Source organism: Ignavigranum ruoffiae, assembly GCF_900110675.1.
Taxonomy (GTDB): domain Bacteria; phylum Bacillota; class Bacilli; order Lactobacillales; family Aerococcaceae; genus Ignavigranum; species Ignavigranum ruoffiae.
Genome location: NZ_FOEN01000002.1, coordinates 100,607 through 125,502 on the forward strand (window position 1 = coordinate 100,607; position 24,896 = coordinate 125,502).

19 protein-coding genes are annotated in these 24,896 nt (G+C 41.0%); 2 read left to right on the plus strand and 17 right to left on the minus strand.

The features are described 5' to 3' along the window. Positions 1-4: 4 nt before the first annotated feature. The 4 genes from glmS to BMX34_RS02670 form a co-directional block, all read right to left on the minus strand. The gene (gene glmS, locus BMX34_RS02655) at positions 5-1,801 is read right to left on the minus strand and encodes a glutamine--fructose-6-phosphate transaminase (isomerizing) (RefSeq protein WP_092570506.1); all 1,797 of its coding nucleotides are present in this window, start codon (positions 1,799-1,801) and stop codon (positions 5-7) included. A 932-nt stretch (positions 1,802-2,733) separates the two neighbouring features. Then, entirely contained in the window at positions 2,734-3,288 is a 555-nt protein-coding gene (locus tag BMX34_RS02660; protein ID WP_092570508.1) for a DUF402 domain-containing protein, read from the minus strand. Between the two features lie 118 nt (positions 3,289-3,406). Continuing rightward, complete coding sequence (gene mutY / locus BMX34_RS02665) at positions 3,407-4,612, minus strand: A/G-specific adenine glycosylase (RefSeq protein ID WP_092570510.1); 1,206 nt, start codon at positions 4,610-4,612, stop codon at positions 3,407-3,409. A gap of 12 nt (positions 4,613-4,624) precedes the next feature. Continuing rightward, positions 4,625-5,446, minus strand: a complete 822-nt coding sequence (locus BMX34_RS02670; protein ID WP_092570512.1) for a RecX family transcriptional regulator — start codon at positions 5,444-5,446, stop codon at positions 4,625-4,627. A 115-nt stretch (positions 5,447-5,561) separates the two neighbouring features. On the opposite strand from BMX34_RS02670, the gene BMX34_RS02675 reads away from it, so the two are divergent. Together BMX34_RS02675 and BMX34_RS02680 are read left to right on the plus strand one after the other, a co-directional pair. Continuing rightward, on the plus strand, positions 5,562-6,335 hold the full coding sequence (locus tag BMX34_RS02675) for a threonine/serine exporter family protein (protein WP_092570514.1): 774 nt from the start codon (positions 5,562-5,564) through the stop codon (positions 6,333-6,335). Next, positions 6,335-6,811 (plus strand): threonine/serine exporter family protein, encoded by a 477-nt coding sequence (locus tag BMX34_RS02680; protein ID WP_092570516.1) that lies wholly within the window; start codon positions 6,335-6,337, stop codon positions 6,809-6,811. The genes BMX34_RS02675 and BMX34_RS02680 overlap by 1 nt, the downstream gene beginning before the upstream one ends. Positions 6,812-7,002: 191 nt before the next feature. On the opposite strand, the gene purL is transcribed toward BMX34_RS02680, so the two are convergent. The 13 genes from purL to BMX34_RS02745 all read right to left on the minus strand — a co-directional run bounded on the left by purL (position 7,003) and on the right by BMX34_RS02745 (position 24,894). Next, positions 7,003-9,228, minus strand: coding sequence for a phosphoribosylformylglycinamidine synthase subunit PurL (gene purL, locus BMX34_RS02685; protein WP_092570518.1), 2,226 nt, complete (start codon positions 9,226-9,228; stop codon positions 7,003-7,005). 29 nt (positions 9,229-9,257) lie between these two features. Further along, a complete protein-coding gene (purQ, locus tag BMX34_RS02690) occupies positions 9,258-9,935 on the minus strand; it encodes a phosphoribosylformylglycinamidine synthase subunit PurQ (protein WP_092570520.1) in 678 nt (225 codons plus the stop codon). Between the two features lie 2 nt (positions 9,936-9,937). Continuing rightward, complete coding sequence (gene purS, locus BMX34_RS02695) at positions 9,938-10,186, minus strand: phosphoribosylformylglycinamidine synthase subunit PurS (protein WP_092570522.1); 249 nt, start codon at positions 10,184-10,186, stop codon at positions 9,938-9,940. Between the two features lie 796 nt (positions 10,187-10,982). Further along, positions 10,983-12,545: an ATP-binding cassette domain-containing protein gene (locus tag BMX34_RS02700; protein ID WP_092570524.1), complete on the minus strand. Its 1,563-nt coding sequence runs from the start codon at positions 12,543-12,545 to the stop codon at positions 10,983-10,985. Continuing rightward, positions 12,532-12,984, minus strand: coding sequence for a helix-turn-helix domain-containing protein (locus BMX34_RS02705; RefSeq protein WP_159428822.1), 453 nt, complete (start codon positions 12,982-12,984; stop codon positions 12,532-12,534). The genes BMX34_RS02700 and BMX34_RS02705 overlap by 14 nt, the downstream gene beginning before the upstream one ends. 206 nt (positions 12,985-13,190) lie before the next feature. Beyond that, entirely contained in the window at positions 13,191-14,573 is a 1,383-nt protein-coding gene (locus BMX34_RS02710; RefSeq protein WP_159428823.1) for a L,D-transpeptidase family protein, read from the minus strand. Between the two features lie 198 nt (positions 14,574-14,771). Then, the gene (gene gatB / locus BMX34_RS02715; RefSeq protein ID WP_092570530.1) at positions 14,772-16,202 is read right to left on the minus strand and encodes an Asp-tRNA(Asn)/Glu-tRNA(Gln) amidotransferase subunit GatB; all 1,431 of its coding nucleotides are present in this window, start codon (positions 16,200-16,202) and stop codon (positions 14,772-14,774) included. A gap of 13 nt (positions 16,203-16,215) precedes the next feature. After that, on the minus strand, positions 16,216-17,673 hold the full coding sequence (gatA, locus tag BMX34_RS02720; protein WP_092570532.1) for an Asp-tRNA(Asn)/Glu-tRNA(Gln) amidotransferase subunit GatA: 1,458 nt from the start codon (positions 17,671-17,673) through the stop codon (positions 16,216-16,218). Beyond that, positions 17,673-17,969, minus strand: coding sequence for an Asp-tRNA(Asn)/Glu-tRNA(Gln) amidotransferase subunit GatC (gene gatC / locus BMX34_RS02725; protein WP_092570534.1), 297 nt, complete (start codon positions 17,967-17,969; stop codon positions 17,673-17,675). The genes gatA and gatC overlap by 1 nt, the downstream gene beginning before the upstream one ends. An 18-nt stretch (positions 17,970-17,987) precedes the next feature. Beyond that, positions 17,988-19,217: a CamS family sex pheromone protein gene (locus tag BMX34_RS02730; RefSeq protein ID WP_092570536.1), complete on the minus strand. Its 1,230-nt coding sequence runs from the start codon at positions 19,215-19,217 to the stop codon at positions 17,988-17,990. Then, positions 19,210-21,237 (minus strand): NAD-dependent DNA ligase LigA, encoded by a 2,028-nt coding sequence (gene ligA / locus BMX34_RS02735; RefSeq protein WP_092570538.1) that lies wholly within the window; start codon positions 21,235-21,237, stop codon positions 19,210-19,212. Before ligA ends, BMX34_RS02730 begins: the two co-directional genes overlap by 8 nt. A gap of 162 nt (positions 21,238-21,399) precedes the next feature. After that, complete coding sequence (pcrA, locus tag BMX34_RS02740; RefSeq protein WP_092570681.1) at positions 21,400-23,688, minus strand: DNA helicase PcrA; 2,289 nt, start codon at positions 23,686-23,688, stop codon at positions 21,400-21,402. A gap of 63 nt (positions 23,689-23,751) precedes the next feature. Further along, positions 23,752-24,894 carry an ATP-grasp domain-containing protein gene (locus BMX34_RS02745; protein WP_092570540.1) on the minus strand — a complete coding sequence of 381 codons (1,143 nt, stop codon included), beginning with the start codon at positions 24,892-24,894 and terminating at the stop codon, positions 23,752-23,754. Positions 24,895-24,896: the final 2 nt, after the last annotated feature.

Genomic DNA, 24,896 nt, shown 5'->3' on the forward strand with positions numbered 1-24,896 from the left:
TAGATTACTCAACGGTCACTGACTTCGCCAAATTCCGCGGTTTATCTACATCTAAATCTTTAGCCAAAGCCGTATAATAGGCTAATAACTGACCGTATACTACACTGGTCAATGGGCTCAATAAATCTGAACTGGTCGGCAAAATTAGCTGATCGCCTGCTTGTTGATTGGCTTCATCGGCAATTACAATAACCTCAGCTCCCCGAGCCTTGACTTCTTCAATATTACCTCGAGTGTGAGCTGCCGTCTTTGCGTCGGTAATAATCGCAATGACCGGAACCCCTTTTTCAATTAAGGCAATCGTTCCATGTTTAAGCTCACCGGCGGCAAAAGCTTCTGTATGAATATAAGAAATTTCTTTTAATTTTAAGGCGGCTTCCAAAGCCACTGCATAATCCAATTGGCGGCCAATATAGAAGACATGTTCAGTCGCTAGTAAGGTATCTTTAACAATACGTTCGATTTCCGACTTATTGGCTAAGATAATTTCGATATCATTGGCCACTTTACTTAAGGAAGCAGCGATGTTTAAATGCTTATCTTCAGCTAAGGCATCACAGAGAATGGCTAACATAGCAATTTGAGCAGTATAAGCCTTGGTAGAAGCCACCGCAATCTCTGGACCGGCATGTAATAAAAGCGTGTGTTTAGCTTCCCGAGATAAGGTCGACCCTTTAACATTAGTAATGGTTAACGATGGAGCATTCCATTCATTAACTTGTAATAATGCTTGACGTGAATCCGCCGTTTCCCCACTTTGACTTAAGAAGATAAAGAAAGGATGTTGCGATTTAAGCGGTGGATGATAAGCAAATTCGCTAGCTAAATATACTTGACACGGCACACCTAACCAATCTTCGAAGAAGCTCCGTCCAACCAATCCCGCATTATAAGATGTGCCACAGGCTACAATATAAACTTGGTCCGCAGCTTTTAAATCCGCTAAGATTTCTGAATCAATTCGTACGGTTTGATCTGGATAATATGTTTGGATTAAATGACGGATAACCCCTGCTTGTTCATCAATCTCTTTTAACATATGGAAAGGATATGGACCTTTTTCAATATCTTGAACATCAATATCCGCATAGAAACTAGATCGTTCTACAACTTCTCCTTGAAGATTTTTAATGGTAATGTCATCCGCAGATACAATCACAATTTCTTGATCTTTAATCGCTAAATATTCTTGACTTAAATCAATAGTAGCCATGGCATCTGAACAAATAACATTGAATCCTTGACCCATCCCAACTAAGAGCGGACTCTTATTCTTGGCCACATATAGAACGTCCGGTTGAGTCCGATCAATTAAAGCGAGCGCATATGAACCACGAATCAATGAAAGAACCTGACGGAAGATTTCTTCAGTCGACTTGTCTTCAGCTTGTTTGACCATATAATCCATTAATTGAACAATGACTTCTGTATCGGTATTTGATTTAAAAGTGACATCTTTTAAACAGTTTTCCTTAAGTTCGGCATAATTTTCAATAACTCCGTTATGAACAAGGACAAAACGCTCAGATGCTGATACATGAGGATGAGCATTATCCGTCGTCGCCGGACCATGCGTTGCCCAACGTGTGTGACCAATCCCAGCGACGGCCCCAACATGGTCCTTAACAATAGCTTCTAAATCTTTAATCCGACCTTTGGTTTTATATAATTCACCATGGCCTGTACTATCCACCGTATAAATTCCAGCTGAATCATAGCCGCGATATTCTAAACGGCCTAATCCAGTTAATAAATGCTCTTGAATCTTACCTTGTCCAACAAAACCAACAATTCCACACATAAATATTCCTCGATTCTATTCTGAATGATTGCTTTTAGGTGTGTAATATTTCTTTTGGCTTAAAATTTGCATCTTAATTTTGTGAAATATTTGTAGACTACACTGCCTTGAGCCACCCGCCGAAATTTCGATAAGCTCAATCCTCGTCACCTATATAAGGTCTGGCGCTATCCAATTTATTTACCTTTCTATCAATTTTCTAAAAGCTTTATAATGTTAAACAATTATCAAGCCAATGTCAAAAGATTTCTTTGAAATATATTATTATTTTCAAAATATTCTCTATATAATCGGATGGGAAAACAGACCTATCAATAAATTAGCAACTGCACAAGAATACGTAAAAAAACTAATAAATCCCCTTTTAAAAGGTAGAATTTTACTTGTATTTATTTGTGAACTATCAAACAATAAACGACCCTCACAATTTCCAAAATGTGCAGACAGCTTACACAGACTTAGAACCTGGTCGCTTAGATTTTGTCTAGTAGATCTAGTCCGGAAAAGTCTTGCTTTGAAGTATAATCACTTGCAAGCAGACTCCTTTATTTTTTATTGGGAAAGAGCTTTTGAAAAAAGAGAATAAATTCATTTTTAGCTTAGGTTTTGAATGGACCTTAAGAACCATTGGAACAGCATACTTTACTCACATCATTCCCTTGAACCCTTTGGCTTTTAGGGAATGAGTCGAAAAGTAAGTCTGGAGCTTATGTAATAAGCGGAAGACGGTGCCCTAATGGTTCGAAAAATCCATGCAAAACAATCTAAGCTAAAGTTTAACATTAAATTTTTGTTTTTGATAAATATATAGAAGATGATAAAAATGGTCTAAGCAAAATACCTAGTAGTATTAATTTTAGACAAAGAAAAAAGAGCAGTCACCTGCCCTAATCTCTCTTTAGGTCTTTACCTACCTCTATTGAGACTTCATCCTATTTAGTTATTTTCTTTTTATTCCGATAGGTCAACTGACAATATCTTTCATACCAAATATCAATAAATTTAGGCGAGAAAGGTCCCCGCTCTTCTTCAATCCAACGGACTAATTCCTTTATCTGATACTTAATAATCTGATCAATCTCATCTGAGTAATGATAGCGACGTCCATGTAATTCATATTCATCTAAATCCAGAAGCCGCTTCTCCCCATCTGGAAACACTTTAATATCTAAATCATAGTCGATGTACTTTAAGGCTTCTTTATCCATCACAAATGGGGAAGCCAGATTGCAGTAATAGGTCACTCCTCGTTTGCGTAGCATGGCAATAATATTAAACCAAAAATGTCTATGATAATAGACCAAGGCTACTTCCCGAGTAACCCAACGTCGACCATCTGATTCAATCACTAAAGTGTGGTCGTTACAACCGATAATAGACTGCTCACTGGTCTTTAAGACCATGTTATCGCGCCAAGTTCGGTGTAATGAACCATCATGTTTATAACTTTTAATAGTGATGAACTCCCCTTCCCTAGGTTGTTTCATCACTGATCCTACTTTCTATGATATTTAGAAAAAATTTGGATCATCCAAATTTATACAGAAATAGTATACCACAATTAGGGCCATTTTGTCCGCAAAGCAACAATTTTTAACAAAATCCTTATTTAGGATCAAAAGGCAACCTAGCTTGCAATAATTTCTTTTGTAAAGTAGATATTGGGATTTGATCAAGCTTTGATGCATCAATCCAGATAAAATCTTCTGGCCAGTTAACCGAGTCCGTCATTTCTTCTGCAGGGCTAAGGATTAAAGGCACCAGTTGACACTGCCAGATGCGATGACTAAAGACATGCTTAACTTGGCCATAGTGATTAAAATCAGTTTGTTGATATTGGTTGCGATTATGGAGTAGTTTCAACGCTTCGTTTTTGATTCCTAATGCTTGCAAATCCTGGCCAAAATCACGCCACAGCGGATCAATTAATTCACCGCGGCTGACAGTTTCCATTACCATATCTTGTTCAACCAAGGGGAAATGCCAGAGACCACTTAATAATTCCTGGTCTGTATGACGGCGCATCAAGAATTGTCCGGCAGCATTCTGAATCACATAAGCTAGATAGGTATGTTTACTGGCTTTAAGCTTGGCTTTTTTCACCGGATAGAGATGACTGGTCTGATGTTGGTAAGATTGGTCGAAATCCTTCAACGGATGAGGATCTGGCCTATCCTGATGAGGGGTCATGACCATCGCCCCCATATCCATCAGCGCTTGATTGAAATCGCCTGGGCGCTCAGGGTCAATCAACTGGTAGAGATAGGCACGAATCTTGTGTTGAGTTGCTGTTAAAGTTACATCCTCTTCAATTTCAAACAACCGGCTAACAATTCGAATCAAATTACCGTCCATAGCTGGCTCAGCTTGATTGAAAGCTATAGAGGCGATCGCTCCAGCGGTGTAGGGACCGATCCCCTTCAAGGTAAGTAAATCTTGATAAGCTTGCGGAAATTCTCCAGCAAAGTCTGTTTCAATCTGTTGAGCGGCCACTTTCATATTCTTCACTCGCGAATAATAGCCCAAGCCTTGCCAAAGGCCTAAGAGCGTATCCTCATCGGCCTGGGCCAGGGCGGCAACATCGGGTAATTCTTCAATAAAGCGATAATAATAAGGGATCACGGTCGCTACTTGGGTTTGTTGTAGCATAATTTCACTGACCCAAATTTTATAAGGATCCTGATCCTGGCGCCAAGGCAAGTCGCGGCCTGTTTGATCGTACCAGGCTAACAAGGTGTCTCGAAAGGCAGCAACCTGTTCCTCAGTCCAGGGAATCGGATATCTTTCAATTAACTGTTGACGTTTGACCACGGTACTTCCCTCCTATTTCTCAGCAAACCAGTCCAAATGATCTTGCAAGCAAGACTCGATATCATCCTGATTGAATCCTTTACGGTATAGATTTTGGCGGATTATTTGCTTTAATTGATTTCCCTGGTATATGCGTGATTTTCGTTGATAGAGCTTGGTAGCTTCGGCTTCAACCAACTCTTGATCATCGACATCATTGGTTAATAAATCATGATAATCCACACTTGCAATCCAGTCTTGCGGATATCCCTTGCTTTGCAAGTGCTGGTTCAGCTTTAAGCTTTGCATTTTTCGACTGAGTTTACGATGTTTCTTGGTAAATTTTTCCGCCAGATGGCGCAAATTTTCTTGTCCCTGTGCTAAAGGATATTCGGCCAAAGCAAGCTGAATCTTTTCAGCGTTCAAGCCTTTTTGTCTGAGTTCTTGTTCAATCAGTAAAGGCCCCTTACGGTTAATCCGCATCTTGGTCCGGACATAGGCTTGGCCATAATAGACATCATCCACAAGCGCCTGGTCTCGCAACTTGTTCAAAATATGCTCAATGTCCTCCTCACGACTCGCTCGATCTTGGGGAAGATGTTTATGAAGATACTGACGCATTTGGTTAACCGTTCTTAAACCATAAGATAAATAATTTAAAGCTTGATTGTAATATTTATTGACTTCTTCATCATAACGAATATGAGCTAAGCGATCAGGAGTCACTTCCAACCCTTTGTACAAAGCATATTTGACCAGAATATTCTCATCAATCCCTAGATAGAATTTCCCATCAACATATAGATTATAGCGATTAGCTCTTTTACTTTGTTTTTCAATTTTACTGATAATCATCGCGATTCCTCATTCAATCTTAAATAATTACATAAAATGGTGCTAACATATACCTTTCTATGTTAACATGATTGAGAATAGAACCCAATCTTAATCTCTTGGATGAGGTGTGAACTTGAAACAGAAATATAAAGATTTAGTTGAAGTCGCTGCCCAAGCAGGGATTATTCTACTTGAATCCCATGCAGAATCTTATCGGGTTGAAGATACGGTCCGCCGTATGTTGCAGACCTCCGGCTTTTCAAAAATTGATGTCATCTCGAATACGACCGGTCTTTTTATCACTTTGGATGATGATGATCCCTTGGTCGAACCCTATACCATTGTTAAAAGAATTACCGAGCGAGGCAATCATTTAAATAAAATCTACCGCGTGAATAATATTTCTCGGTCGTTAGTTGATGGGACTCTGTCCGTTGAAGAAGCCAGTTACCTCTTGAAATTGGTCGACGACTCGGAATATACCGTGATTAATAAAGACATGGGCACCATCCTGATGGTAGTTGGCTTTGCCATTCTTCTAGGCGGTAATATTTGGGAGGTCCTGATTTCTTTTATTGCCGGTGGTACAGTCGCTCTCTCGCGCTTAGGTCAACAAGCTTGGAATCTGAACAGCTTCATTGCTGCCACCTTCGCAACTCTGCTGACCACATTGATTGTGAATGCGATCGTTTATCTGGTTCCTGACTATGCTCAAAGCGATATCATTATTATCTCGGCCTTGATGCCCCTCTTCCCCGGTATGGCCTTTACCAATGGCCTAAGAGATACCCTTAAAGGGGATTACATCTCAGGAGTGGCTCGAATTAGTGACGCCTTAGTAATCGCGCTTAGTATCGCCCTTGGCGTAGCGATTGGCTTAGCAATCTTTACCGGGGTGGTGAGCTAATGTTTTGGGATGTTTTTAATATCTTAGCCTTATTGTTTGCTGGCTTTCTCATCAGCTTAGCCGCTTCGATTATTCTTGAAGTGCCCCGCAACCTCATTCTTAAGAATGGTATTATTGGAATCATCGCTGAAGCGGTCTTTATCCTGACCAATTTGAAATTCAATGCTGCCATTTCAGTCTTAGCGGCCTCAATTGTCGTCACCTTAATTTCTCAAGTCGCTGCCCGCCTATATCGGGCACCGGTCACCGTCTTTTACATTCCCGTCTTCTTTATCTTTGTACCCGGGGCCGCCCTCTATAAGATCGCCTATTATCTAATCCAAGGTCAACAAAATCAGACCATTGATTCACTCTTTGAGGCCTTGACTATTTCCGGTGCGGTCGCCCTCGGCGTCTTCTTCGGCGACAGTTTCCTCGAAATCATGACCACCTTACGGAACAAAAGAAAGAACAAGAATGAAGAATTAGAATCATAAATTAACAATCGTCAAAAAACTCAAGCCCCTCTCACACAATGCCTATCCTGAATAAGGGATAGAGATTGGTTGAGAAAGGACTTGAGTTTTGTTTTTCTTATATGCTACTTATTATCCTCGCAGTAAACAGCTTGTCTGGCTGACTTTATTTGACTCAGCATTCTAATACTTTTTACTGAATTCATCTAATATTAATATTGTAAAAGTTGCAAAATTTGTTGACGCCATTGGTCTTCAATATCTGACTTATGGAATTCGGCAACTTCTTCTAAGGAAGCAAGGATAATTTCATCAGAATTGTGAACTTGACCGAGTTTCTCAATTTGAATACCAGCTTGTTCAGCTAGACTTTCGAATTGTTCTTGGTCTTCGGAAGTAATGGTTAACACAAAACGAGATTGACTCTCACTAAAGAGTTGTGCACTGCTGCCATTATAATGGGCTTCGAATCCGAAAGGAGTTTTGAGCAACATTTGCATTAAGGCAACGGCCAAGCCACCTTCAGAAATATCATGGGCAGCCGTCAACAAGTCTGCTTGATTCGCTTGATAGACAAAGTCTTGCACCTTGGCTTCGGTTTCTAAATCAAAGTCCAACAGTCCAGCAATGTCACCAGTTTGATATTTTTGAATCAGTGAGCCGGCATAGTCATCTTTGGTCTGCCCGACTAGATAAATTAAGTCGCCTGCTTGTTTAAATTGTTGGGTTAAGACCTGATCTAGATTATCAACCAAACCAACCATACCAATCATCGGTGTTGGGTAGACCGCGCCATCTTGGTTCTCATTATATAGGGACACGTTCCCCGAAATCACTGGGGTTTCTAAGCGACGACATGCTTGAGTAATCCCCCGTGCTGCTTGGGCAAATTCGTAAAAGATTTCAGGATCTTTCGGATTACCATAATTCAAGCAATCCGTAATTCCTAAAGGTTTACCCCCTGAAGCAACAATATTTCGAGCAGCTTCAGCCACCGCAATTTGTCCACCTTGATAAGGATCTAAATAAATATAACGAGAATTACAGTCGGTGGTCATCGCCAAGGCTTTCTGAGTACCTCTCACCCGAAGTACTGCCGCATCTGAACCTGGTCCAACCACGGTTGAAGTTCTAACTTGGGAATCATAGCGTTGATAGAGCGGTTCTTTATCAGCTAAATCCGCGGTTAATAATAAATCGAAAAGACTCTTTTGAATCTCATCAATTTTCGGTACAAATTTATCTGCTTCTCGGTAGGCTTGCATCCGGGCAGGTTCGCTTTGAGGATTCTCATACACCGGTGCATCTTCGGCCAAGGTATCAACCGGGATATCGGCCACTAATTGACCTGCTTGGAAGACTTTATAGTCATGACCTTCCACGACCCTGCCACAAATAACGGCTTCTAAGCCATAACGAGCAAAGAGATCCGTTACTTGTTGCTCTTGACCTTGCTTCACACAAATTAACATCCGCTCTTGAGATTCAGATAATAGAATTTCGTACGGGGTCATTTCAGTTTCTCGTTGAGGAACATCATCAAGATATAATTCCAAGCCTGAATTGGCTTTTGAAGCCATTTCAGAAGAAGATGAAACGAGTCCAGCCGCACCCATATCTTGAATTCCCACTAGGATATCGGCATGATTACGAATTAAATCTAAGCAGGCATCCATCAGCAGTTTTTCCATAAATGGGTCACCGACTTGAATGGCTGAACGTTGGCTTTCATTCTTCTCAGAGAATTCATCGGAAGCGAAAGTTGCCCCATGAATCCCATCTCGCCCTGTCTTAGCACCCACATACATAATCGAGTTATTTAACCCTTTAGCTTGACCTTTCTGAATATCTTTGTGGTCAATCAGACCGACACACATGGCGTTAACTAAAGGATTCCCCTTATAAGCTGCATCAAATTTAGTCATTCCCCCGACTGTAGGAACGCCAATGGAATTACCATAGCCACCAATACCCTCAACCACGCCGGATACGATGTCTTTCGTCCGTTGATCAGTCAATTCTCCAAAGAATAAAGCATCTAAGACAGCTATCGGTTGTGCTCCCATCGAAAAGATATCCCGCAGGATACCACCAACCCCTGTTGCTGCTCCTTCATAGGGCTCTACCGCTGAGGGGTGGTTGTGAGATTCTGCTTTAAATACGACCGCTTGTTCGTCGCCAATATCAATAATTCCAGCACCTTCCCCTGGACCTTGTAATACTTGAGGTCCTTCGGTATAGAATTGTTTGAGAATTGGTTTAGAATTCTTATAGGAACAGTGTTCACTCCACATCACGGCATAGAGACCAGTCTCCGTGTAGTTAGGCAAACGACCCAGAAGGCCTTGAATTTTGTCATACTCTTGATCTGTAAGACCCCATTCTTGATAGATTTTGGAGTCTCGCACCTCTTCAGGCGTCATTGCTTGTAATTGCATAATCGATTCCTTTCTATCGTTCATCCTGATTAAAGTTTGTCATTTAATGCATCTCTTAAAGAAGTAAAGACTCTTAAACCATCAATATAACCTAAGACAGTTTCAACAGCCCGTTCAGGATGGGGCATTAGCGCCACCACATTCCCTTCTTTATTAGAAATTCCGGCAATATTAGCAACCGAACCATTTGGATTATCTCCTTCAGGATAACGGAAAATGATCTGATTGTTTGCTTCCAATTCTACCAAAACTTCAGGATCACAATAATAATTCCCTTCAGCATGAGCGATTGGGAATATGACTTCCTCGCCAGCTTGATACTGTTGAGTAAAGATTGTCTGATTATTTTCAATAATTACCCGTTGAGGTTTACATACAAAGTGGAGTCCGGCATTGCGTGATAATGAACCTGGCAATAGGCCAGCTTCAGTCAAGATTTGAAATCCATTACAGGCCCCAAAGACTGGCACACCTTGAGCTGCCTTCTCTTTAATCGCCTTCATGATTGGACTACGCGCAGCAATTGCCCCAGCCCGTAAATAATCCCCATAAGTAAATCCACCAGGAATTAAGATAGCATCATAGCCAGCCAAACTTTCTTGACGGTAGTCGACATAGTCCACATCTTCCTTTAGCACCGAATTTATCGCTTCATACATATCCAGATCACAATTAGAGCCTGGAAATTGAATTACCGCAAATTTCATCCTTATTCCACCTCAATTTCATAACGATAGGATTCCATCGTTACGTTGGCTAATAACTTATCACAAATATCATCGATTTTCTCTTCTAAACCAGCCCGATCATTCTCAGCAATTCGAAGTTCAAAGTATTTACCCATTCGAACTTCTTCTACCATATTGTAACCCATTCCATGAATTGCCTTCTTGATAGCTTCCCCTTGCGGATCCAGAATTGATTCCTTATAACTCACATATACCTTTACTAGAAACATTGCCCGTTCCTCCATTTCTGATAATCTGACCTATCAGCCATTATTTGCCTTCACTCTAACACGCTTTACTCTAAAAAACAGCAAAAAATGAACTTAATTATTATTTTATCCGTAAATGTTCGGGTTTTGATTTGAAGAAGATAATTTTAGCCTAGAAAAAGCCTATCCTTAGACACTTCTAAGAATAAACTGGACAAAATTTTGATAATCAAAGTACGCTATCCCTTTCATTCCCTTGAAGCTTTCATCTTATGGGAAATGAGGCCTAAAGTAAGTCTGGAGCTGATGGAATATTTGGAAAAGATGCTCAATTGTACTTTTCCGACTTTCAGAAACTATTAATAGTAATTGACTAAGTAGGGTGTTATTAAACTTTCAAAATAAATATGAATCAATGAAACTCGCAAGCATAAGAAAATCCACCTAGCTTATAAACTCTTAGCAACCAGTCGCTTAGAGCTTGTCTAGTGGATTTAGTTCGGAAAAGAAACGCTAAGAAGGACGGTTGCTTAATCTAGTCTTGGTGCTAATTCCCATATTTATGCACATAAAATGATTGTTTAACATATCCAACTATGCATAGTGATTAAGTATTTTTATGATTGGGCTTTGATTTTACATGGCATATCTGAACCATCGGAGTAGCATACTTTACCCACATCATTCCCTTGAAGCCTCTGGCTTTTAGGGAATGAGTCGTAAAGTAAGTCTGGAGCTTATGGAATAAGCGGAAGACGGTGCCCAATGGTTCAAGATATCTCATGTACAAAAGATCAAAGCGTATATATCAATTTTTTTACAACACGATTCTGCGGTTACAGTACTTATCCTTACTTGGGTCATGGCTAATTACAAAGACTATCTTATCCGAAAAATACGCCTTTAATAACTGAAATATCTTCTCAGCACTTTCTTCATCAACCGCACTGGTAATCTCATCCAGAATGATGACATCAGGATCTTGTAACAGCAAGCGAGCGATGGCTATCCGTTGCTTCTCCCCGCCCGAGAGATTACTCCCCCCTTGTTGAATGAAACTCTGCCAATCTTTATATTCAAAAATAGTTGCTAGAATCCCGGTTTCATCTAAGAACATCTTCTCTTCTTGATTCAAGGCTCGTCCATTGCCAATATTCTCCGCTAAAGTCTTATTAAAGATTGGCGGTTCTTGAGTTAGGTAGGCGATTCGCCCGCGCAGGTTCAAGATTGAGACTTGATCTAGCGGCAAACCGTCAATATAAATTCCTGAACTGGGTCTAAATTTCAAGAGCACTTTCATCAAGCTACTTTTTCCAGAACCAGACGGACCAGCAACTTTAATCCAATCCCCTCCAGTAAATTGTTGATTGATTACTATCTTTCGTTCATGACCTAGTTGATAAATGACCTCGTTCATCTGAATCGAATCGATCTGCTCTATTTCTACTCCATGATCTACTGCTTCTGTATAGGGCAAAATATGCTCCATTAAATAATCTTCAGCGGTACGTAAAGAAGACATATCTAAATTCGCTCGAGTTAAATCTCCAATAGCTTGGAAATAAATCGGCAAGACAATACTTGTCGTCAAGAGACTGGCAATGCTAGTCTCAGCTTTAGCTACCGATAGAATCAGCAATAAATATATAGAATATTGAACACATTGATTAAGACTGGAAATTAAGTTTGAAGAAATATTGGCAAAACGATTAGTTCTAGCCAAACGCCCATAGGCTTCAAGAATATCCTCGGTGATTAATCGATGGATTGAATCGTATGAAGCTAATGATTTTAAATAATCTACATTGGCAACGATTTGTATGATATTTTGTTGAGTACTGGCGAATTTCTCTTGAAAGTTCCGCATACGTTGACTCAGACTACAGTTGATATAACGAAAGCCAAAATAATTAATCGGCAAGAGTAATAATAAACTAAGAAAAATCTTGAAATCCAACCACAGAGCTACGGCTAATGTTAAGGCAATTAAGACGCCCGCTGTTAATAAACTATTCAAACCTCCCATAACAAAAAGGTAAAGAGCATCCACCACTTCAAAGAATCGTTGAATAATCGCAGTTGCCCCTTGTTGCACAATCTGGTCATATTCAAGTTGAAATAAGTAGCGCAGATTATCCTCAAAATGATTAGCATTCATCTCTTGGGTCCATCGCTCTCGTATCATTGTCAATAAGGATTGTAGCAAGAATGAAACCAGCATCATACCAACAAAAATAACTAATATTGTTTGACGCGATAAATTTAAAAGAGGACTATTAGGGACTAATAAAGGTAGTAACACTCGAGACAAAGCTAGAATCAAAGCGGACAGAGCCACCATAAAAAGTAATTTCTTGGGAATTTTCTTAATCAATTTCATCTTGAGCGCCTCTTCCTAAATTTAAGGCTGTATAAATCAGCGAAAATTCATTCAGATCAGCCATTAGATTTACCTGAATTCGTTGATCAGAGACTTTTTGCATGAAATAGGACAAACTACTTTTAGCATGGTCAGCCAAATATTGATTAATTTTCTGGGTAAAGACCTGACTAAATTGTTCTGCAGTGGTTGAATCGCTAAAACTCTTTTCAAATTGCAGGGAAAAGTAGTCAGCTTCCTGGTCAATAAATCGTTGTTGATTTTGATTGCTTTGATACTCTTGTTGAATAAATCGTTCAACATCATCCTGAGTAAAATGCCATTTGCCGGCGAATTTCTGTCCTCTTAGTCTACCATCACGCAAGTAGTTACGGATAGACCGTGTTGTCACTCCTAAAAGTTCTGCCACTTCTTTACTTGAATAAGTTTCTTCTTCCATGTACATCCTCCTTTTTAAATTTTTCCTATATTTTCCTATTGTTACCTTTATTTTCCTATGTTTTCCTTGGAAATGCAAATAAATTTTCCAAAAATTAAGCAAAGACCGCTATCATCGTTCTCTCTTCCTTGTCCGAGAATATAAACAAAAAATGCATAAAAAAGAGTTGGGCCGATGGTCCAACTCAAAAATAATTTTATTTAATTTTAGTAGAATACAACGACTGGGGTTCCTACGTTAACATATTGGAAAATAGTTGCTACTGCATCATAAGGTGTATTGATGCAACCGAGCGATCCGGCATAGGTAAAGACATCGCCCCCATAAGCTCCTTGCCATGAGGCATCGTGAATCCCTTGGGCATTGTCATCAAAACGAATCCAATAATTTACCGGCACACTATATTCGACCTTCAAACGTGGATTATAACCAATTAAATCCGTGTTGGCTAACATTTCGTTAACCGCATCGGCTCCCGGAACGGTATCGGTTCCCGGCATCCCTGAAACAATACCAGTTTCAACGATTAATTCGCCATCAACATAGAGCAACATCGTTTGATAGGTTAAATCAATCTCAATATAAGTATCACCAAATTCATTGGCTTCACCACCGTTGTCACCCGTACTATAAATTTCTGGCTTCCGTTTAACATCTTTACCTGCTAAGATATCTGCTTCTAACTCAGGTAATTCCAATTCTGTATCAATCTGCCAGCCCAATATACCTGGTGGAACCTCTACGGTTCCTTGATACGTTGATTCAAATTCTCTTACAGTACCGAAGGTGGAGTATTTTTCATTCAAGGAATCTAAATATGGCACTAAGGCTTCTTCATCCACGACAATCTCACCTTGATCATCCAAGGAAACCCATTCGACCAATTTATCATTCGGAATTGTAACTTCATCCCCAGCTAATAAATAAGTTATCTTAAGATCCTTATAATTATTAATCTTAGCCAGTTTGGCTTCCAATGTTTCTGTATCCGTCACATCTAGATGGGTCGTATAGTTATCTTCTAACTGAATTGTATCTTGATGACTTTCAACTGCTTGAATGATCGACTCGGTCAATTGGTCAAAATTAATGGTCGTCCCATCTTTACCATCTTGAATATAATATCCTTTTTTATCATCATGGGCTAAGGTATCCGGCGTGGCTTCTTGCCGGTCTTGATTATCTAGACCTGCTTCTTCAGCTAAGCCCTTCAACTTATCGGTATCTAATTCTACTTCATCATGAAGCCCCTGTTCTGCTTTGGTCGTCTTCATAAAAGCGAGTGGCCAAGAAGCCACATCCCGTTGCTGATAAAGTTCTTCCAATTGTTGGTCAAGATTAATCTTAGGTTCTAAATCTTTCAATTGAACGATTAAGACTTCTTGACCTTTCTCTTGGATATACAGTGTCTTGTCCTCAAGATCTTGACAAACTTTATCCTTGGCTTGAGCTAATGTTAAATTGCCAATATTACTTGAAATAAATTGGGTATTGGCCGTAAATTTATCGGTATAATATTGTTTTCCTAAGAAATAGCCTCCTATGATGGTTAATAGAAGGACCGTTCCTATAATGAGTTTCTTTTTCACTGTCAAAACGCCTTTCTACTGAATTAAACATCCGTTATTAATTATTCGCATTCATAGGATACCATAACTTAGAATTCGAAACTAGGGAATTTAAAGATTTCTTAAACTTATCTTAAAATTTAACATATTATTCATAAAAAAGACATAATTGAAACCTCTTACTGCACTAGGGGTTTCGCTTATGTCTTGTTGATTGGATTAAGCTTGATCTAAACTTGTCTTTAATAATTGATTAACCACTTGTGGATTTGCTTGACCCTTGGTCGCTTGCATAATTTGGCCGACTAGATAACCCATCGCCCGTTTCTTACCATTCTTGTAATCTTCAATAGATTCTTGGTTCTTAGCCAGAACGTCATCGATGATTGGTTGTAATTTCGCTGGGTCACTTAATTGAACCATGCCTTCAGCTTCGACAATTTCCTCAGCATTTCCACCTTTAGTTACCAGAATCTTAAAGAGTTTCTTGGCCATCTTCGAAGAAATCGTGCCGTCATCAATCAACTGAATCATCTGACTCAAGTTTTCTGGTGTCAATTTAGTTTCAAGTAGACTTAAATTCTCTTTGTTCATATGCGCTGACACTTCACCCATCAACCAGTTGGAAACTTGTTTAGGATCCACTTGGTGGGCGACTGCTTGGTCAAAGAAGTCTGACATTTCTTTCGTTTGGGTCAGCACCATCGCATCATAAGCTGGCAGTTCAAATTCATGAATATACCGATGGCGGCGTTGATCCGGCATCTCAGGCAGAGTGGCTTTAACAGTATTAATCCATTCTTCCGAAATCGTCATTGGCGGCACATCTGGTTCAGGGAAGTAACGGTAATCCGCAGCCCCTTCTTTTACCCGCATTAGAATTGTCTTACCCGTACTTTCATCGAAACGGCGGGTTGCTTGTTGGACTTGATCACCCCGGCGAAGAATATTGGCCTGACGTTGTTCTTCATATTCTAAGGCTTTCTTAACATAGTTAAAACTATTTAGATTTTTGATCTCCGTTTTGGTACCAAAAGCTTTTTGACCATAGGGTCTAAGTGAAATGTTGGCGTCACACCGGAGAGACCCTTCTTCCATCTTCACATCGGAAACACCCGTATAAAGAATTTGTTCCCGTAATGCTTCCAAATAAGCATAGGCTTCTTCAGCTGAACGGATATCTGCTTCAGAAACAATCTCAATTAAAGGAGTTCCTTGCCGATTCAAATCAACATAAGAAAATCCTGCTTGGCCGTGGGTATTCTTACCTGCATCTTCTTCCAAGTGGAGACGGTGAATCCGAATCCGCTTAGTTTCGCCATTGACTTCAATATCCAAATACCCGTTCCGACCAATTGGCTGGCTATCTTGGGTAATTTGATAGGCTGAAGGATTATCAGGATAGAAATAATTCTTGCGGTCGAAGGACATTTCGCGTGCAATCTCGCAATTTAAGGCCAGAGCAGCTTTCATGCCATACTCAATGGCTCCGCGATTGGCTACGGGTAGAACCCCTGGATAAGCCCAGTCTTTAGGATTTGTATTGGAGTTTGGTTCAGCACCGAAGTGAGCAGCTGAAGTTGAGAAGATCTTAGCTTGCGTCTTCAGTTCCACATGGACTTCTAGTCCGATTACTGTTTCAAAATTCATTACTTACATCCTCCTATAACTCGGGTCTTTGGTTGACAAAGTCATGGTTCTTTTCAAAATTATCTGCCACTTGATAAATCCGCGCTTCGTCAAGGGCCTTGCCCATTAATTGTAAACCAATTGGCAGATTATTTTGGTCGAAACCAGCTGGAATCGAAATACTTGGAATCCCCACTAAGTTCACCGGTACTGTCAACAAGTCCGCTAGGTACATTTCAATTGGATCTTGGGTACGGGTACCAATCTTAAAGGCTGTAGTCGTTGTTACCGGCCCCATAATTAAATGATAATTCTCAAATACTTGATTAAATTCGTCCTTTATCATGGTTCTGACTTGAGCAGCCTTCTTGAAATATTCATCATAGGCCCCTGAACTTAAGGAGTAAGTCCCCATCATAATCCGGCGCTTAACTTCAGCCCCAAATCCTTCTGAACGAGTCTTGAAATAGACTTCTTCTAAGTTGCTGGCTTCTGGTGACCGATAACCATAACGAATTCCGTCGAAACGTTGCAGATTTGAAGAAGCTTCTGCAGAAGCAATAATATAATACACATTGATGCCATATTTTGAATGAGGCAGGGATACTTCTTCAACAATCGCTCCTTGAGATGCAAAATAAGCGGCCGCTTCTTCCATGGCTTGACGGATTTCAGCTTGAATCTTATCCGACTTAAATTCTTTAGGAAAAGCAATCCGTAGACCCTTGATTGATTGACCGATGAATTTGCTGTAATCAGTATCTATAGCTTCTAGACTGGTCCCATCTTGGTCATCATGACCCGCAATAACAGATAATAATTTGGCATTATCTTCTACAGTTAGCGTCATTGGCCCAATTTGATCTAGACTAGAGGCAAAAGCAATCGCTCCATACCGTGAAACTGCTCCATAAGTTGGCTTCATGCCAACAATCCCATTGTAAGCGGCCGGACAGCGGACACTTCCCCCAGTATCGGTTCCTAAAGAAGCTGGTACTTGACGACAAGCGACCGTGGCACCTGAACCTCCAGAAGAACCTCCGGGTACGTAATCTAGATTCCATGGATTGTGGGTCGTTCCGAAATAAGACGTTTCAGTCGAAGCTCCCATCGCAAATTCATCCAAATTTACTTTACCAATTATTATCGCTCCGGCTTCTTTAAGCTTACGAATGACCGTCGCATCATAGACAGGTACGAAGTCTTCTAGCATTTTGCTCGCAGCTGTCGTTCGTAAATCCTTCGTCAGAATATTATCTTTAATCGCAATTGGAACACCATTCAGGGCAAAATTTGAATCTTGGTAACCTCTCTCATCCGCTTCTTTGGCCGCCTTCAAGGCTTCTTTTTTGTTAAGACTGATAAAGGCATTGAGTTGTTGATCAGTGGCATCGATATAGTCGAAAAGATGTTCCACAAGTTCAACACTGGTAAATTGTCCTGCTTTTAAACCAATTTGAATGTCTTTGATCGTTGTTGGAAATTCCTTCATTAAGCTTCCTCACTCTCTATAATGACTGGAACTCGAATAAAGCCGTCTTCGCTGTCGGGCGCATTAGCTAACATCGCCTTAGGCAAGTCGCTAGGAACGGCTTGGTCTTCGCGAAAGACGTTCTTCTTCTGATTACCATGGAAGGTTGGTTCGATCCCCTCGGTATCAATAACCTGTAATTCTTGAACCAAGGCCATAATCCGACCAATTTCATCGGTATAGCTTTCCAGTTCATCATCGGCAATCACTAATTTGGCTAATCCAGCTAATCTTTGAATATCTTCTTGATTTAACATCTGCTTCTCCTTTACCTATTAATGAAATACATGGCTTTGTATTTGATTCTTATCGGCAGACCGGCTAATAAAGGCTTGAATCCCATCTACCGATTCAATCCGAATTTCTAAATCAATGTTCTCTGGCAATTCATCTTGGACCACGTCACTGACATGCTGAGCCAGAGCGGCGACTTGAGTATTTTGATAGAATTGAGTCACAATCTCAATATCTAAACTTTTAAGCGTATCATCGACATAGAAAGCTTGACCGCTAATCCCATTCAGATTTGGAAAGAAATCTAAGACACGATTCCTAAAGCTATCAAAATAAGTATAGCGTTCAGATTGTTGTTCAGGATCCAAAATCGGTAGTAGCACCCGATATTCATTATGTTCGGTCCAATCAGCTACCGCATTCCCCTCGCGAGAGATACCATCAAGAATAAAGGTGCCTCCCACCACATCACTATTCGGAGCATCGCGATATAGACCCACTAGAATAGGAATCGAACGTAATTCTTCAGTGTTACGCAAACGACCCACAATGATATTTGCATATTGTTTACCGCGCTCGCGCATTTCACCCATGGAGATTTCTTGTTCATGTACCACGCCCTGATCATCTGTGTATGAATAGGTTGAATTCATGGCTAAACCAATGACAATACCACTTAAGGCAAAACCATCCTCAGTCTCTACCATAATATTCTTCTCCAGAATTTGATTCAAAAAGAGGGGCGTGGTTTGATTATCGACGGACACTTGATTGTTATCACCGGACTCGGTCGATTCTTCCAAGGTCGTCTCTTCCGAAGTCATTTCGGTCATGGTCGTTTCTTCTTCAGAAGTGGTCGTCTCTTCCCCTTCAGCCAAGGCCGGATTCAAGCCTTCTGGATTATCTTCCGATTCACGACCTAGCCAAGCGGTTAAGGTTTCTGAATCAATTAATTGGCCTTCTTGCAAATAATATTGATCTGGAGGAAAGACTGATTTACTAATCCGCATCAATCCTTCTTCGAAAGCCTTGGCATTACCGACTGAAGCCGGTGTATTAGTTGAAGAAGCAGAAGCCCCTAATTGATATTTACCATCGATAATGACCGCACGGTATAGGTCAGCCGCTAATTGATGGTTGGTCGTATTGACCGTCGCTTGGTTTGGTTTAACCTCAGCTTGATCATCTTTAGGCCCCACATTTTCAATACAACCTGTCAGACTGGCTAGGCAGGCTAGCAGGGAAATCCCTTGTATATATCGCTTATTCATTCGCATCTACCTCATTTAATTTCTCTAATAATTCTGCTTCATTAATTACTGGCACCCCTAAATCTTGAGCCTTCGTTAATTTACTTCCAGCCTTCTCGCCGACGACTAAGAGGTCGGTCTGTTTGGATACACTACTGGTCACATTGGCTCCCAGTTGACTTAATAAATCTTTAATTTCATTTCGAGTATATGTTGATAAACTTCCTGTGACGACTACGGTTTTGTCTTGCCAATATGACGATTCTTGAGTGATTTGATTTTCGTCTTTGTCACGGCTCAGCTTCAAGCCTGCAGCTTCTAGTCGCTTGAGTAAATTGAGTGATTCTTCATTCTCCATATAGGCACGGATTGAATGACTAATCATCGGCCCAATTCCTTCAATCTGACTAATTTCTTCGGCACTGGCCGCTTGTAAGGCATCCATACTCATGAAATGGTCGGCCAATAATCGAGCGGCTTTAGCCCCAACATGACGAATTCCTAAGCCAAAAATTAACTTAGCTAAGTCTTGATCCTTGCTGGCTTGAATCGATTGGTAATAATTTTCGGCTGATTTTTCCTTGGTTTGAGGAAGTTTGAGGAAATCTGCTACTTCTAAGTCATATAAGTCAGCCACATCGTGAATCAATTCTTGCTCTAACAATTTCCCAACGACCTTCTCGCCAATACCGACAATATTCATGGCATCTCGGGAAGTGAAATGAGAAATCTGAGCCAATTGTTGTGCCGGGCAAGCTAGATTGATACACCGTAAGGCGACCTCTTCATCCAACCGGACCAATTTACTTTGACAAACTGGACAATGGTCAGGAATGGATAAAGGCTCAGAGTCCTCTGGACGTTGATCCACTAAAACACTCACGACTTCGGGAATAATATCGCCTGCTTTCTGCAGTATCACTCGGTCATGCAAGCGAATATCTAAATTCTTAATATAGTCCACATTATGTAAGCTAGCGCGTTGAACTTTGGTACCAGCCAATTGCACAGGAGACATGACCGCCGTTGGCGTCACCACGCCCGTTCGACCTACGGTCCATTCGACCTCAAGGACCTCTGTTTCAGCTTGTTCTGCCTTAAATTTATAAGCAATCGCCCAGCGTGGGGCTTTGACGGTAAAGCCTAAGCGATCTTGATCCTCAAAGCGGTTCACTTTGATCACCGCACCATCAATTTCATAATCCAAACTTTGACGTTGTTGTTCAATTTGCTGTAGAAACTCAATGACTTCTTCCTTGGTCTGACACAATTTGCGGAAAGGATTGGTTCTAAGACCAATTTTCTCCAATTCTTCGAAGAGTTCCGCCTGCGAACTAGGCTGAAAGTCCTCGCCAATCACTGCACTGTATAAGAAAAGATTTAGTTTACGTTGAGCCGTAACCTTAGGGTCGATTTGGCGCAAAGCTCCAGCAGCGGCATTCCGTGGATTGGCTAATGGAACCTGGCCAGACTCTTCCCGGCCCTGATTTAACTCGAGAAAGACGGCTTTAGGCATATAAGCTTCGCCACGAACAATTAAATCGATTGGTGTTTGCAAGCGTAGAGGCATCGATTTGATGGTTCTTAAATTCTGGCTGATATCTTCGCCAACTGTCCCATCCCCGCGAGTGGCACCATTGACAAATTGGCCTCCTTCATAAGTTAAGGAGATGGCTAAGCCATCAATTTTACATTCCACCATAAACTCAACCTGGTGACCTAATTGTTGAATGACCCGATCCAAGAAATTTGCCACTTCCTCAGCTGAAAAAGCATTGTTTAAACTATACATAGGTACTTTATGTCTAAATTTATTAAAGCCCGATAGCAATTGATCGCCGACACGCTGAGTCGGAGAATCTTGGCGAATAAAGTCAGGATATGCCTTTTCTAAGCTTTCTAACTCACGATAGAGCATATCATAATCATAATCGGTGACGGTAGGTTCATCTAAAACATAGTATTGATAAGCATATTGATTGAGCAATTCAATAAGTTCATCGATTCGTTTCTGAGCCTCTTGTTGATTTAAATTTGGCACCTTTCAACCTCCGTTCTATGTCTCGTCTAGTATAACATTAAATAGCTAAGCTGTAATCGAAAAGCGGTCTTTTTCCTTTGAGGGTCGCTCAATTATACAGACCATTATTCAGTAGCTTTTCCTTCGCAAATTAGACTTAGCGAGTCAATCCTTTCAAATCCCTTATTGATCGACTTTTTTAATCGGGGCAAATTTAGCGAGGACTTGTTTGTCTCCTTGACTGGCAAAGGAAATCGTCAGCAGTTGGTCGCCACCGGATTCAACAACGTTCTTCACTTGACCTAAGCCCCAAGCCCGATGATCGACTTGGTCACCAACTTGCCAGTGCACATTGTTATCGGTCGCTTGACCTTGAGGGCGGGCCCGCTTATTTCCAGAACCTGGACGAGGGTTAAGAATCACCCGGCGGGCACTTTGTCGGGCCTGATTGTCTCGTTCATCAGGCATCTTCCAGCGTTCGACAAAGTTGATCTGTGATTTTTGTAAATACTGGTCGTCAATTTCATCGACGAAGCGACTGGGCAGATTTTGTTGGTAGCGACCATATAAGAGCCGGGACCGAGAAGCGGTTAGATACAAGACTAGTTCGGCGCGGGTCATCCCCACATAGGCTAATCGGCGCTCTTCTTCAAGTTCTTCTTCACTTTCAAGCGCTCGCCTCAGTGGAAAAAGACCCTCCTCTAAGCCGACAATAAAGACATAAGGAAATTCTAAGCCCTTGGCCGCATGCATGGTCATCAAAGTGACTTGGTCAGCTGTTTCAACATCGTCCTGATCGGTTGCTAACGAAAGATCCGCTAAGAAACGGGTTAACTTTGGTCGAGCCTGGTTGGCATCCTGATTTTCTCCATTCGCTTTAAAATCAGGATCACTTTCCTCTAAATCACTAAAAGCTTCATCAAATTGCTTGGTCACCGATTCGAATTCTTCTAAGTTCTCTAGTCGATTCTGAGCTTCGAGCGTTCCTTCTGTTCTTAAAGACTCAATATAATCGCTCTGTTGCCAGACTTGATCGACCAACTCACTCATGGTTAGAAATTCAGCCTGCTGTCTTAAGCGCAAAACCATCGCTTGAAAACGTTGTAACTTAGTAATGGTTCTTGCTGGTAGATTGGAATGATTCAGCTCGCTTATTGCCTGAAATAAGCTGAGATTGATTGATTGGGCAAATTCGGCTAATTTATCAATCGTAGCTTGACCAATCCCCCGCTTAGGCACATTAATAATTCGGTTGAAGGAAAGATTATCTACTTCGTTATCAATTAAGCGTAGATATGCTAGAGTATCTTGAATTTCTTTACGCGCGTAGAATTTAAGACCTCCAATAATTCGATAAGGTAAGTTGGCCTTAAGAAGTTGTTCTTCCAAGCTCCGTGATTGGGCCTGAGTCCGATAAAGAATAGCAAAATCCTGATTAGCCAGTCCCTTATCTTCTTTTAACTGATAAATTTGTTGAATAACATAACGCGCCTCATCAATATCTGTTTCGGCCATATGGAAGTGGACTTTCGGACCTTCAGGATTATCTGACCATAATTTCTTAGGTTTACGATGCACATTGTTGGCAATCACAGAGTTAGCTGCATTTAGGATATTTTGCGTAGAGCGATAATTTTGCTCTAAGAGGATGACTTTAGCATCAGGATAATCCTCTTCAAAGTTGAGAATATTCTCCATGTTAGCGCCCCGCCATCCATAAATACTTTGATCAGCATCGCCCACTACACAGACATTCCGAAGCAAACCAGTGAGTAAGTGAATCAATTGATACTGACTATGGTTGGTATCCTGATATTCGTCAACGTGGATATAATGAAATTTCTGTTGGTAGAATTCTCGGACATCCTCATGTTCAGTTAAAAGCTTGACCGTCAACATAATCAAATCATTGAAATCCATCGCATTGCTCTGAAAGAGTTGACTCTGATATTGCTTATAAACGGTAGCTTGAATATCGCCTAAATAACCCACAACCGTCTCAGCATAAGCATCGGGCTCTAACCCCTCATTCTTGGCTTCATCAATCGCTGCCAAGAAATTCTTATAGTTAAATCGTTGGCTGTCCAGATTTAAACGCTTCATAATTTGTTTCATCAAGGTTTGCTGTTCACTACTATCAATAATTGAAAAATTCGCTTGATAGCCTAAGCGATGACCCTCCCGGCGTAGTATTCGAGCACACATGGCGTGGAAGGTAGCCACCCAAATCGATTCGGCTTGTGGCCCGACTAGGTGTTGGATCCGGCTTTTCATCTCGTTGGCCGCTTTATTGGTAAAAGTAATCGCCAATATATTCCAAGGGTTGACCGCTTCTTGTTCAATTAAGTAAGCAATGCGATGGGTCAACACGCGAGTCTTGCCCGATCCGGCCCCAGCCGCTATCAACAAAGGACCTTGGGTGGTTAGGACGGCTTCTTTCTGTTTGGCATTCAACCGGTCAATACTTTGCATTAATGCCGTTGTCACGATATATTCCTCCTAAAATAATAAAACGATGTACCCTTTGTACACCGTTTAAAGTGATGACTCTGCTAATAGATTGGTAATTTCAACTTGTCTTTGACAGCTCTCTAGTGAATCCCCAGTAACCACGACTTGGCCTAACAAATTTGGACTAGCCGACAAGTAGGAATTAAATAAGGCAAACCCCCAGTCGGTTCTCAACATATATTGAGTCATGACTGACTCTTTGTTCAAGGCTTCTAATGGGTATGAGATGGCTGCCGGATGTTGAATCCTTAATTTTGGTAAAGGTAAGCCAACATAGGCTCGGATGGTCGCTTCAAAATGCGACACCGACATTGAGCCAATGGTGAACATGGCTTCACTGGAAAGACCGATGCTAGCTCCATTGAGATAAATCACGCCTGCCGCAGTAACCAAGAAGGTCAGCGTCAAAGAGCCAATCAAATGAAGATCGTCAGCCAATTGATGGGCTATTCGAAACATCTCTTGAGTAATATATTCATCCACTTGAGCTGGATAGCGAACTTGTTCTCCCGAAGCAAAACCTTGGTTGACAATCTCAAAGATTGGATAGATTAAAATTTCTCCCCGTTCATTACGGACGGCTGTGAGCGATACTCGTTTTTCAGTAGGAATCCAAGATTCAAGGATACATGACCCCCGCTGTAATTTTTCTTCAGCTTGTGGATAATCCTCAGTAGAATAGAGGAAGACGTGTTCCTTGGCATCTTGCAAGTGGCGTTGACTCGATTTCAGCACAGCTGGGAAGCCAATATATTCAATGGCTTCTTTAATATCTGTTAACGAGGTCACTAAGGAGAAAGGCGCAACCAGAATACGATGGGCATCTAGATAGGCTTTCTCGATAAGTCGGTCGGTCGTAATCGCCCGCAAATCTTCCGACAAGGTTAAGTCCGTCTGTTGGGCCAATATATTAAATTGTTGGTTAGTTAATAACCCTTTTTCGACGACGACTAAGTCTACCCGACTGGCAAAATATTCTAAGGTTTCTTGATCAAGGGTATTGACGACCACCTGCCATGAGGCAAATTGACGAATCGGATTATCTTCATGAATGACTAAGTTTCCTACACGATAGCCCAATCTTCCTGCTTCTTGTGCTAATATAGCCGAGGAAATCGATTCTCCAATAATTCCAATGGTTTCCCCGGGATAATGTCTCTGCGCCATCG